This window comes from Acidovorax sp. GW101-3H11 (assembly GCF_001633105.1).
Taxonomy (GTDB): Bacteria; Pseudomonadota; Gammaproteobacteria; order Burkholderiales; family Burkholderiaceae_C; genus Acidovorax.
The window spans coordinates 33,532-45,921 of sequence record NZ_LUKZ01000025.1; the positions used below are offsets into that span (position 1 = coordinate 33,532).

Sequence of the window (12,390 nt, forward strand, 5' to 3'; positions counted from 1 at the left end):
ACATTCGTGCTAAATTTCGCCCCATGGACGCCAAAACCCAGAAAGCCGAACTCACCCGCGCCGCCATCGTCGGCGCGGCGCTGGACCTGGCTGCGGCCGAAGGGCTGGAGTCGATCACGCTGCAGGCCGTGGCCGACCGCGTGGGGCTGTCCAAGAGCGGCGTGTTCTCGCGTGCCGGCTCGCGCGAGGCGCTGCAGAAGGCGGTGATCGAGGAGTTTGGCCGCCGCTTTCTGGCCGATGTGTTTGTGCCCGCCATGCAGCACCCCAAGGGCCTGCCGCGCCTGCAGGAGATCATGCGCCGCTGGATTGCCCGCACGCGCGACGTGGAGGCCTTCACCGGCTGCATCTACACCGCTGGCGCGTTCGAGCTGGACGACCGCGAGGGCGAGCTGCGCGACCTGCTGCATTCCGAAATCACCCGCTGGCGTGCCGCCCTGCGCCGCACGGTGCTGCAGGCCATCGAGGCCGGGCACCTGCCTCCCGACACGCCGCCCGATCAGCTGGTGGGTGAAATCTATGGCCTGATCATGGGCTTGTTGCACGATGTTCGCTTCCTGCGCGATCCGCAGGCAGTGGCACGCACCGAGGCGTCCTGGGCGCGCCTCGTCAAGAGCTACCTCCCTCTCCCCGCCTGACATCTGGTGGTGTGCCATGGAGACCTCTTGTTTTTTTATGCCCCAATTTCGCACAACCGTGCGAAGAAAGGAAACGCCATGTTGATCATCCTGGGCATTGCCGCCATTGCGGCCGCAGCGGGCGCCATCCGGGCGCTGCGCAGCACCCTCACCAGCCTCCCGCGCAGCAACCGGGACTGGGTCTTTTTCTGAGGCGCGCGCCGCGCTCGCCCCACTCCACCCCTTCAGGAGCCCCACCATGACCGCCTCTTCATCCTCCTCCACCGCGCTGCAGGCCACCGCTGGCTACTACGGCGAACACCCCGGCATGCGCCTGCTGCGCCTGGCGCTGGGCACCACCGAGCGCCTGTGGCCCGCGCTGGCCGTGCGCGTGGCCTCGCGCCTGTTTGGCACGCCTCTGCCCCTGCGCAAACCCGGCCGCCTTGCCGTGCCGCCCGGCCACTGGCGCACCGAGCGGTGGGCGTTTGAAGACGCCGAAATCACGCTCTACCTGCCCCAGGCCCAGCCACATGGCCCCACGGTGCTGCTGCTGCACGGCTGGGGCGGCCATGCGCGCCAGATGCTGCCGCTGGCCGACGCCCTGACTGCGCGCGGCCTGCGCCCGGTGCTGGTGGACCTGCCCGCCCACGGCGGCAGCCGGGGCCGCGTGAGCAACCTGCCGCAGTTCGCCCGCGCCATCGAATACACCACCGCCCGCCTGCACGCGCAGGACGCGGCGCCCCACGCCGTCGTAGCGCATTCGCTGGCAGCCAACGCAGCCGCGCACGCGGCCAGCCGGGGCCTGGCCACCGGGCGGCTGGTGCTGCTGGCGCCGCCTGCCTCGCCGCACGAATACACGCGCCTGTTCGCGCAGGTGTTCGGCCTGTCCGAGCGCACGCGCGCCGCCATGCAGCGGCGCATCGAGGCGCGCGAAGGCATCCTGATGCGCCAGTTCGAGCCCCCGGCCGTGGGCCCGCGCATCGCCCTGCCCACGCTGGTGGTGCACGACCGGAGCGACCGCATCAACCGCTTTGCCGACGGCGAGGCCTACCGCGACCACATCCCGGGCGCCACGCTGCTGGCGACCGAGGGGCTGGGGCACCGCAAGATCCTGCAGCAGGCCGAGGTGCTGCAGGCCGTGGCGGACTTTGTGGCCGTGCCAGCGCTTGCACCAGCACATGCACAGGCGCCCGCCAACGCAGGCCCTGCGCCATCACACCGCCCACAACCCCTGGCTTGACTGCGGTATTGCCAGCGCCGTAGCGCAGCCATTGCCTACACTGGCGCCCTTTTTTCCCGTTTGCGCCATCCCTCTGGTGCCGTCCACGGACGGTGCCGCGCAAATGCCCTGCCTTGCCGCGCCGCTGGTTCCCACGCGCGCATCGGCCCCGGGCCCGGCCCTCTCTTCATCCTTGCGATGCGGCGTTGTGGCGAGCCACCCCTGCGGGTGTGCCTGCCATCCGCCAGGCTGGCCCGTCTTTCCTTCCGAGATGTGCGGCCATCGCAGCGGTCGGCACCTGCACACCTGCACACCTGCGCTTCATTCGCGCACGGCGCACAGGTGCCACAGGCGCATTGACCGCCGGGCGTGCCCGGTGGCACGCTGCTGCAGCGCCGATGCGGCATGGCGTGTCTCGCACGCTGCACGCCAGGCAAAGCCAGGCAAAAGGCGCCGCGCATCTCCTTGTCGATTCAGCAGAAGAAAGGTGATCCATGGAACTTCTCATCTCGGCGGGGCTGATCCTCGCCATCGTGCTCTGGGGCGTGGCGGCGCCGGACTCGCTCGGCGCCGTGTTCGACACGGCCCTGGCGGCCATCACGCGCAACTTTGGCTGGTTCTACCTGTGGGTGGTGCTGGGCCTGGTGGTGATGGCGCTCATCCTGGCGTTCAGCCGCTACGGCGACCTGAAGCTGGGCCAGGAAGACGACGAGCCCGAGTTCTCCATCGGCGCGTGGTTTGCCATGCTGTTTGCGGCGGGCATGGGCATTGGCCTGGTGTTCTGGGGCGTGGCCGAGCCCATCTCGCACTACGGCACGCCGCCGCCCGGCATCGCGCCGCACACGCCCGAAGCCGCCAACGCGGCCATGCGCTACAGCTTCTTCCACTGGGGGCTGCACCCCTGGGCGGTGTACAGCATCGTGGCACTGGCGATTGCGTTTTTTCAGTTCCGCAAAGGCGGCTCGGCGCTGGTCAGCACCGCCGTGATGGCCCTGCCCTGGGCGCCGCTGCAGCGCATCGGCCCGGTGGTCAATGTGCTCGCGGTGATCGCCACCGCGTTCGGAGTGGCGGCATCGCTGGGCATGGGGGCGCTACAGATCAACAGCGGCCTGCACGCCACGCTGGGTCTGCCGGTCAGTGAGGCCTGGCAGGTCGGCATCATCGGGGTGACCACGGTGCTGTTCCTCGCCTCGGCCGTGTCGGGCGTGGCGCGGGGCATCAAGTGGCTGTCCACCTTCAACCTCATCATTGCGGGGCTGCTGGCGCTGGCGGTGTTCACGCTGGGGCCCACGGTGGTCATCATCGACACCTTCACCAACACGCTGGGCAGCTACCTGAGCGAGTTTGTGCGCATGAGCCTGCGCATGACGCCCTTCCGCGACAGCGGCTGGGTGAGCGGCTGGACGGTGTTCTATTGGGCCTGGTGGGTGAGCTGGTCGCCGTTTGTGGGCCTGTTCATCGCGCGCGTCTCGCGGGCGCACCATCCGCGAGTTCATCCTGGGCACGGTGCTGGCGCCCACGCTGGCGGCGTTTGTGTGGTTCTCGGTGTTTGGCGGCACGGCGCTGCACCTGCAGATCATGCAGGGCGTGCCCATTGCAGATGCGGTCAACGCCGATGTCTCCACCGCACTGTTCTCGCTGTTCCACGCGCTGCCCTGGGGCGCGCTGATGTCGGGGGTGGCCACGGTGCTGGTGCTGGTGTTCTTTGTCACCTCGGGCGACTCGGCCGTGCTGGTGCTGGGCATGATGAGCACCCGGGGCAACGAGAACCCGTCCGCACGCGTCAAGGTGGTCTGGGGCCTGCTGATCTCGGGCATTGCGGTGAGCCTGCTGCTGGCCGGGGGCGTGAAGGCGGTGCAGACCGCCACCATCGTGTTCGCCCTGCCCTTCACCGCCGTGATCCTGCTCATGGCGCTGGCGCTGTGGCGCGGCGTGAAGGCCGACTGGGAGGCCGAAGACCGCCGCGACCGCGCCCTGCGCCGCCGCCTGCGCGAGATGGCGGGCCCGGCCACACCGCCGCAGCCATAGACCGGCGCCATGGGGGCGAGGGGCGGTGTGCATGCGTCTATCATCCGCAGCCACACCTGCCCCCTGCGTCCCTCTGTCTCCTCTCCTTGCTTCGCGGCTGATACCGGTATCGACTCCCATGCCCCTGCTCCTGTCCGCCTGGCCCGCCGTGGTCCTTGTGCTGCCCGCCCTGGTGCTGGTGTCGGCCATTGTTTTTCTGGCCAAGGGCAACCGCCGGGCCTTTGCGCAGCTGCTGGCGCTGGCGGCGTGTTTTCTGATCGGTGCGCTGCTCATGGAGTTTTTCACCTTCATGGGCGCGCTCATGGCGCGCTCGGGCAGCCAGCACACCACGCCCGAGGTGGGCACAGGCACGCGCCAGCTGCTGGCCACCATTGCCAACCCGCGCTCCATCACCGCACCGCCGCTGTCGCTGGCCGCCTTTGCCGCGTACAGCATCCCCGCGTCTTACCTGTGGCTGCTGGTGACCTGGGGGCTGCACCTGCGCGGCAAGAAGGCGGGCACGGCCAAGAAGAAACCGGCCAGGGGCACGCGCAAGGCTGCCAAGGACTGATCGCCTGAGCGGTGGTGACGGTGACGGTGGGGACGAGCCCACCGTGCGCAGCGCAGGGCCAGGGGCCAGTAATTTGAAGGTTTTTTGGCCGTTACCGCGCACTGGCATTGCCTTGATAGCTATCATTTACATAGCAAACACCTGTACAGCCGCTTGACCCAGGGCAAACCCCGCCGCGCAGGCCGCGCCCACAATGACAGGCGCTTGGGCCGCCTTGTTCGGCCCCGTTAGGTTTTCCCCTGCCATGACCACCACCCACCACAGCGACGTGCTCATCGTCGGCGCAGGCCCGGCGGGCCTGTCGCTGGCCATCTCCCTGGCGCAGGCCGGTTTCACCGCCACGGTGGTGGAGCAGCAGAGCGACAGCGCCCTGGCCCAGCCCGCGCCCGATGGCCGCGAGATCGCCCTCACCCACCCCAGCCGCGCCACGCTGCAGCGGCTGGGCAGCTGGGCCCACCTGGCCGACCACGAGGTAGGCCAGATTGCCGAGGCCCAGGTGCACGACGGCCCGCTGGGCCGCCACAGTGCGCTGCAGCTGAACGCGGCCAGCGGCGCCCAGGGTGGCACGTCTGCGGCAACCCCCGGCGCCCTGGGCTTTATCGTGCCCAACCACGCACTGCGCCGCACGGCCCACACCGTGGCGGCACACACGCCGGGCGTGCGCCTGCTCACCGGCACCCAGGTCACCCGCGTGGCCACGCTGCCCGGCCATGCCGAGCTGGACTGCGTGCCTGCCAATACAGCCCCCGGCGCCAACACCACGCCCCAGCGCCTGACGGCCCCGCTGCTGGTGGCCGCCGACAGCCGCTTCTCGGCCACGCGCCGCCAGCTCGGCCTGGGCGCGCAGATGACCGACTTTGGCCGCACCGTCATCGTCTGCCGCATGCGCCACGCAAAGCCCCATGGCGGCGTGGCGCACGAGTGTTTTGGCTACGACCGCACCCTGGCCGTGCTGCCCCTGCCGGACGACCCACACGAAGGGCATGCGCTGTGTTCGGTGGTGGTCACCGCCGGTGCGGCCGACGCCGCCGCGCTGATGGCCCAAGGCCCCGAGGCGTTTGCCGCCCAGGTGCAGGCCCAGTTCAACGACCGGCTGGGCCCCATGGCCCTGGTGGGCGAGCGTTATGCCTACCCGCTGGTGGCCGTGTACGCCCAGCGCTTTGCGGGCCACCGCTGCGCGCTGCTGGGCGACGCCGCCGTGGGCATGCACCCCGTGACGGCCCACGGCTACAACCTGGGCCTGGCCGGGGTGGAGCGGCTCACCGCCGCACTGGTCAGCGCGCGCCAGCGCGGGCAGGACATTGGCAGCACCGACGCACTCGCGCCCTACGCCCAGGGCCACCACCGCCACGCCTGGCCCATCTACCAGGGCACCAACGCCATCGTGCGCCTGTACACCGACGCCCGCCCGGTGCCGCGCCTGCTGCGCCAGCTGGTGCTGCAGGGCGCGCGGCGCCTGCCGCCGCTGCAGGCGGCCATCGTGGGGCAACTCACGGGCCAGGCCCCCGCGTGGGTGCGGGTGCTGGCGCCCGGTCAGTTGGCAGAATTGCGAAAAAACTAGCTACTGCGGCTCAGGGGAAGCCATCCCTTACCCCCAGCGTTGCCACCCCATACGGCGGTGCCCCCAGCCAGTGCTGCCACAGCGCATCTAAACCGAGCCCCGCCCAACCATAAGCCTCGGCCACGCTCTGCGCGCGCAGCAGCTTTAGGCGCGGGTGCACGGCAGCCAGCTCGGCCATGCGGCCCACGCCCCAGCAGAATTCGGCCCCCGTGGGCCCCACGCTGGGGTGCCGGGCGGCCCGGCCCACGGCCTGGCGCGTGAGCACATCCAGCACCATGCGCGAGCCCGGGGGCGCACGCTGCGCAAACTCGGCCAGCACGGCCTGCACCTGCGCGGGCTGCAGGTACATCAGCACGCCTTCGCATACCAGCAGCACCGGCTGTGCGCTGCTGCGCGGCGGCAGCCCCAGCCGCTGCCACCAGCCAGGCTGGGCAAGGTCCACCTCGGCCTGCCGCATGCGCGGGCCCAACACCGGCAGCAGCTGCTGGCGCAGCGCCATCACCTCGGGCAGGTCGGCATCGAGCCACTGGTTGGCACCCCCGTCCAGCCACTGGAAATGCTGCGTGAGCCCACACCCCAGGTTGGCCCCCAGGCCCTGCGGGTGCGCCGCAAAAAAGGCGCGCCCCGCCGCCTTGACCGCCCCGGTGCGCCACAGCACCTGGAACACCGTGGGCAGGTCGTCCAGCAGCGCATCCACATCGGCGCCCAGGCGCTGCAGCAACTCGCCCGCCACGGCATCACGGCAGTCCAGCCAGGGAAAGTAGCGCGCCCCCCGCGCCCGCGCCGCCAGCGGGATCAGCAGGGTGCTGGGCACGGGGGGCAGGTGGGCGCTCTGCAGCAGGTTATTGGCAGGAGGGCAGCTTGCCGGGGCCGCATGCAGTGCGGGGCTGCGCCGCGGTCGAACACGGCGTCGGGCGGGGGTCTGCGGCACGGGCGCTCCTCCTGTGGCAGCAGGCGCCACGGTGGGGTGGGATGCGGGAGGCCCGGGGCACAGGCCTGCGCCATTGTGAACGGATTGTGGCTGGGCGCGGTGGCCCGCAGCGTTACACGGGCTTACAACGCCGCAGGCCGGAATCCCTTGCCGCATGGCTGCGCGCTCTCTACAGTCTGGCGCACCAAAGGGAGAGAAGAAAAAATGCAACGTCTTGAAAAAAGACGCGGTGGCTTGCGTGCGCTCGCAGCCATTGCAGGGAGCTGTTTCGCGGTTGTGGGCGCTGTGGCGGTTGTCACGCCAGCAGCCTTCGCGCAGACCCGTTCACTCGCAGCGCCAGTTCCATCGGGTGCAGCGTCCGCGCCAATGCCACCACATCTCCTGTCTGGCTCTGCCCGCTTGAGAAATGTCACACGCAATGGCTCGTTTGAGGTGGTGTATTCCAACACTACGCTTACTGCGTGCCCTAATGAGGAAAGGCTGAAGTACTTCTTCTATTGGCAGGACTCCCCCGAATTTCGCAGCTCAACTTGGTGTGGTGCGGCACAAGCCAACATTGACTGGTCCAATGCCACGGATCCCGTCACCTCGCGCATTCCGTACCAACTGGAGCAGTGTGTTGCCGGAAGCTATTGGACATACTCCCACGCGTTTCCCGACGGGACTCGCTACTACAGTCCAGAGTACGGCGGTATTTCCATGGTCTGCACCAGGGAGCTGGATCCGCCAGAATCCACCCCACCACCGCCTCCAGAGCCGCCATCACCTCCGCCGCCCACTCCGCCGAACAATTCCGGGCCTGCGGGTCCATCGAATCCTCCCACGTGCCCAGAAGGTGACTACTCGGGCAACAGCACCCCCAACCCGATCATTCCTGCAACGGGCGACAAGAACCAACCCTTCAGTGACGTCATCGGACAGGGCCCCCATGCCCTGAACTGGTCGCGCACCTACCGCAGCCTCTACGCCAACAGCCGTGCGACCTACGTACTGCCACTGGTGGGCATGGCCCCCGGGTGGGGCCACAACCACAGCGCCAGGCTCAACCCCGCTGGCAGTGCCCTCAATTGGAGCGACGGCACCGCACAGACCCTCGTCATGGGCAATGGTGACCTGCAGCGGTTCACCTATTCCGCATCCACCGCCACCTGGCAGAACCAGAACGGCAGCAAGAGGCTGCAGACCAATGCCAGCGGCTGGCTCTACACCGATCTGGACGCAGACCGCAAACTGCAGTTTTCTGCCACGGGGCTGCTGCAAAGCGTCACAGGCCGCAACGGCTGGGTGACCACCTATGGCTATGTGGCGATCAACAGCATTCCCATGCTGAAAACGGTGACCAACCAGTTTGGCCGCAAACTGCAGCTCAACTACAACACCAAGGGCCAGCTGGTCTCGGTCGCTGCGGGCAGCAAGGTGCAGGTGAGCTACGAATACGACACATCCGATCGTTTGTTGACGGCGCGCTATGCCGACAACACCACCAACACCTACCTCTACGAGCACCCCAGCTACCCGCACGCCCTGACCGGCATCGTGGACGAAAACAACCAGCGTTTCGCCACCTACGCCTATGACGACGTGGGCCGGGCCGTCAGCACCGAGCATGCCGGTGCGGTCGAGCGCTACCAGGTCGGCTACCCCGCCAGCAGCGGTGGGGCCACCACCATCACCGACCCTCTGGGCACGGTGCGCGCTTTCAACTACAGCGCCAGCCTGGGCCAACTCGCGGTTACCGGCGCAGACAAGCCCGACGGCCTGGGCCTGCGCGACGCCGCCAGCCGCGTGCAAAGCCCCCTGGGCCTGGTCACCGCAGAAACCGACTTCCTGGGCACCACCACCAGCTACGCCTGGGACACCGCCCGCCGCCTGCCCACCGCCGTCACCGAAGCCGCAGGCAAACCCGAAGAGCGCACCACCGTCACCAGCTGGCACCCCCAGTGGCGCCTGCCGGTCACTGTGAGTGAGCCCGGCCGTACCACCAGCTACACCTACGACAGTGCAGGCAACCCCCTCACCCAGACCATCACCGACACCGGTGCTGGCATGGGCAGCGGCATCGCCCGCACCACCAGCTGGACGTACCACCCCTCGGGCCTGGTCGCTACCGAAACCGCCCCCAATGGCGCGGTCACCAGCTACCAGTACGACAGTGCCGGCAACCTCACCAGCACCACCAACGCCCTGGGCCATGTAGACACCTACACCCACGACACCAACGGCCGCGTGCTCACCCACACCGCGCCCACCGGCCTCCTCACCACCTACACCTATGACGCCCGGGGCCGCATGCTCACCGCCAACCGGGGTGGGCAGACGACCCGGTTCACCTACCGCCCCTCGGGGCAGGTGGCCACCGTCAGGTTGCCCTACGGCCACACCATCACCTACACCTACGACACCGCCCAGCGCATGACCGGCTGGAGCGACAACCGCAACAACAGCGGCACCTACACCCTGGACGCCATGGGCAACCGCACCCGCGAGGAGGTGCGCAACGCCCAGGGGCAACTGGTGTGGCTGCTGGCACGCAGCATCAACAGCCTGAACCGCGTGGAAAGCACCACCGTGGGCGGCCAGCAAACCACCACCCACGGCTTTGACGCCAACGGCGAGACCGTGCGCAGCACCAACGGCGCCAACGAATCCACCCACCTGGGCCTGGACGCCCTGCGCCGCGTCAAGACCATCACCAACGCCGCCAACGCCACGGCATCCCTGACCTACAACGCCCTGGATGCCGTCACCCAGGCCAGCGACTTCAAAGGCGTAGGCACCACCTACGCCCGCGACGCCCTGGGCAACGCCACCGGCGAATCCAGCCCCGACAGCGGCCTGCAAAGCACCCAGTACGACGCCCTGGGCCTGCCCAGCACCGTGACCGATGCCCTGGGCCAGGCCACCCACATCGACCGCGACCTGCTGGGCCGCCCCACGCTCATCACCCAGCCGGGCGGCGCCACCACCACCCTGCGCTACGACCTGGCAGGCCCCGCCTACAACCAGACCGACCAGCCCAACGCCAGCAAGGGCGCCTTGAGCGAAATCGTGGACGCCAGCGGCACCACCACCTACCAGCGCGACCACTTCGGCCGCGTCACCGCCAAGACCCAGACCCTGCTCAGCGGCACCGCCCGCAGCGTGGGCTATGCCTACGCCGCCAGCGGCCTGCTGGCCAGCACCACCTACCCTGGCGGGCAAGTGCTGCAGCATGTCTACAACAGCACCGGCTTGCTCACCGGCCTGACCTGGGCGGGCCAAAGCCTGGTGAGCAACATCACCTGGAACCCCCTGGGCCAGCCCACCGGCTGGCGCTGGAACCTGCCCGGCGCCACGGCCGCCATCCCGGCCACCCGCAGCTACAACACCGCAGGCCAGCTCACCGCCACCGAGTTCAGCAGCTACCAGTACAACAGCGCAGGCCGCATCACCAGCCTCACGCAAAACCTGTGGAAGCCCGGCAGCACCGACCCGCTGCAAAGCACCCTGGCCCGCGCCGACACCACCTGGACCGTGCAGTACGACACCCTGGGCCGCATCACCCAGATGGGCGACAACGTGCGCACCACCACCTACCAGTACGACGCCAACGGCAACCGCACGGCCAGCGTGCAGACCACCACCACGGGCACACCCGCCGCCACCAGCAGCATCAGCCGCGCCTACGGCACAGCCGCAGGCCACAACCGGCTGTTGGGCTTTGAGCAAACTGCCGCTGCTGGCGGCAACAGCGCCACCACCAGCGTCAGCTACCAGTACAACGCCGCAGGCGACTTGCTGGGCGACGGCCTGCGCAGCTACGCCTACGACAGCCAGGGCCGCATGGAAAGCGCCACCACCGGCGAAGGGGCCGACGCCCCCAAAACCAAATACGCCCACAACGCCCTGGGCCAGCGCGTGTTCAAGACCGAGCCGCTGTACAGCGCCGCAGGCAAACCCGCCAGCACCAAGAACCTGAACAACCTGCTGGCCGATGACGGCGACGAAGGCAAGGACACCCAGGGCGAACAACCCGGCCTCATCCAGCAACTGCTCAACTTCTTCTTCAGCAAACTCTGGAGCCCCGCCACCAGCGATGCCGAGAAGCTGGGCTGGACCTATGTGTACGCAGAAGACGGCAGCCTGCTGGCCGAGTACGGAGAAGGCAGCGCCGCCACCTCAGGCAGCGCGCAATACCTGTGGCTGCCCACGGCCAATGGCCCCATGCCCATTGCGGCAGTGGTCAACGGCCAGACCTACGCCGTGCACAGCGACCACCTGAACACCCCCAGAAAACTCACCCAGGCCAATGGGCAGGCGGTGTGGCAGTGGGCGTACAGTGCGTTTGGGGATGAACAGCCGACCACGGCGGCCAAGCGGTTTACGAGTGAGATGACAAACCCGACGACGGGGGCGACCAGCACCCCCGAAGTCACGTTCAACCTGCGGTATCCGGGGCAATACTTTGATAGGGAGACGGGGCTCCATTACAACTACTTCCGGACGTATGCGCCGGGCACGGGAAGGTATACGCAGGCCGACCCGATTGGGTTGGATGGGGGGTGGAATCGGTTTGGGTATGTGGATGGAAATCCTCTATCGCATGCTGATCCAGATGGACTTGCGCCTAAATATGAGAAGCCTCCGAATCCAAATAAGAAACCCCCTCCAGTCCATCGTGTTCCAGACAATGCTCGAGAGAGAAACGTGGCTCATCCAAATGCGGAAGAACACTCGCGCACAAGCAAAGGACAGCGTGGCAACAGAGGAGCCCGTGGAGCACGCGGTGTAGGTGGGCTTTTCATTTGGGATTTAATAAACAACGTCTGTGCAGAGAACCCAGGACTGGCGGGTTGCGAGCCCTTAAAGCCACCTGAGCAGCCCTGCCAAAATTGATCAAGGGGTGCAATGAGCGTTTCTTTTGAAGATCCATTTTCAGCAATCCATCATTTGATGAAAAGGGAAGAGTTTGCGGAGGCAATCCTCGCATTAATAGATGCTCGAACTGGACGTATCAATCTGAAGTTCAGGGTGGATATTAACCATGCTTGGTACTGCGTCGCAGACAGCAAATACAAAATAGGAGATTTTTCTGGGGCGCTCTCATCATTTAAGAAGGCCTTGAAAGATAATCCCAATGATGTTGAAAGTCTTCTGGCGATTGCCAATTGCTACGATGAGTTGAAGAAACCAAAATTGGCCGAAAGATTCCTCCGAAAAGCACTTGCACTCAATCCAAAAGGGCGTATCAAAGCCGCAGCTCTAGTAAATCTAGGCAATGCGCTTATGGACCAAAATAGATGGACTGATGCTATTGATCACTTTGGCGAACTATGCAAACGAAAAGATGACATCGGGACAATTGCCCGCAAAAACCGGTCCTTGGCTCTTGATTTAAGAAATCGCCACAAGCGTCTTCAGATCTGAAGCTGAGGGCTTGGCTCAGGTCTTGCCTTTTATCTAAATCTCGAAACGGAGGATTCAAACTGAAGTGCAACCCGCCCCACG

The 12,390-nt window shown here is 67.0% G+C and carries 7 protein-coding genes and 1 pseudogene; 7 read left to right on the top strand and 1 reads right to left on the bottom strand.

Annotation, left to right across the window (positions count from 1 at the left end; translation table 11 throughout):
* Positions 1 to 23: 23 nt before the first annotated feature.
* From A1D30_RS18315 to ubiM, 5 genes and pseudogenes are all read left to right on the top strand, one after another.
* Positions 24 to 635: a TetR family transcriptional regulator gene (locus tag A1D30_RS18315; RefSeq protein WP_063462159.1), complete on the top strand. Its 612-nt coding sequence runs from the start codon at positions 24 to 26 to the stop codon at positions 633 to 635.
* A 238-nt stretch (positions 636 to 873) separates the two neighbouring features.
* Complete coding sequence (locus A1D30_RS18320; RefSeq protein ID WP_063462160.1) at positions 874 to 1,854, top strand: alpha/beta hydrolase; 981 nt, start codon at positions 874 to 876, stop codon at positions 1,852 to 1,854.
* A 473-nt stretch (positions 1,855 to 2,327) separates the two neighbouring features.
* Positions 2,328 to 3,861, top strand: a pseudogene (locus A1D30_RS18325) (BCCT family transporter).
* 118 nt (positions 3,862 to 3,979) lie between these two features.
* Positions 3,980 to 4,411: a hypothetical protein gene (locus A1D30_RS18330; protein WP_063462161.1), complete on the top strand. Its 432-nt coding sequence runs from the start codon at positions 3,980 to 3,982 to the stop codon at positions 4,409 to 4,411.
* Positions 4,412 to 4,655: 244 nt separating this feature from the next.
* A complete protein-coding gene (gene ubiM / locus A1D30_RS18335) occupies positions 4,656 to 5,972 on the top strand; it encodes a 5-demethoxyubiquinol-8 5-hydroxylase UbiM (RefSeq protein WP_063462162.1) in 1,317 nt (438 codons plus the stop codon).
* Between the two features lie 10 nt (positions 5,973 to 5,982).
* Here ubiM and A1D30_RS18340 read toward each other — a convergent pair whose 3' ends face one another.
* The gene (locus A1D30_RS18340) at positions 5,983 to 6,786 is read right to left on the bottom strand and encodes a class I SAM-dependent methyltransferase (protein WP_242421936.1); all 804 of its coding nucleotides are present in this window, start codon (positions 6,784 to 6,786) and stop codon (positions 5,983 to 5,985) included.
* An 816-nt stretch (positions 6,787 to 7,602) separates the two neighbouring features.
* Here A1D30_RS18340 and A1D30_RS18345 point away from each other — a divergent pair.
* Together A1D30_RS18345 and A1D30_RS24895 are read left to right on the top strand one after the other, a co-directional pair.
* Positions 7,603 to 11,778: an RHS repeat-associated core domain-containing protein gene (locus A1D30_RS18345; protein WP_131798485.1), complete on the top strand. Its 4,176-nt coding sequence runs from the start codon at positions 7,603 to 7,605 to the stop codon at positions 11,776 to 11,778.
* Between the two features lie 12 nt (positions 11,779 to 11,790).
* Entirely contained in the window at positions 11,791 to 12,309 is a 519-nt protein-coding gene (locus A1D30_RS24895; RefSeq protein ID WP_082836521.1) for a tetratricopeptide repeat protein, read from the top strand.
* The last annotated feature ends 81 nt before the right edge of the window (positions 12,310 to 12,390 follow it).

Excerpts from the sequence above, each read along its gene's own strand:
- A1D30_RS24895 (WP_082836521.1), top strand. The coding sequence starts at position 11,791 with ATGAGCGTTTCTTTTGAAGATCCATTTTCAGCAATCCATCATTTGATG.
- A1D30_RS18345 (WP_131798485.1), top strand. The coding sequence starts at position 7,603 with ATGGTCTGCACCAGGGAGCTGGATCCGCCAGAATCCACCCCACCACCG.
- A1D30_RS18330 (WP_063462161.1), top strand. The coding sequence starts at position 3,980 with ATGCCCCTGCTCCTGTCCGCCTGGCCCGCCGTGGTCCTTGTGCTGCCC.
- ubiM (WP_063462162.1), top strand. The coding sequence starts at position 4,656 with ATGACCACCACCCACCACAGCGACGTGCTCATCGTCGGCGCAGGCCCG.
- A1D30_RS18315 (WP_063462159.1), top strand. The coding sequence starts at position 24 with ATGGACGCCAAAACCCAGAAAGCCGAACTCACCCGCGCCGCCATCGTC.
- A1D30_RS18320 (WP_063462160.1), top strand. The coding sequence starts at position 874 with ATGACCGCCTCTTCATCCTCCTCCACCGCGCTGCAGGCCACCGCTGGC.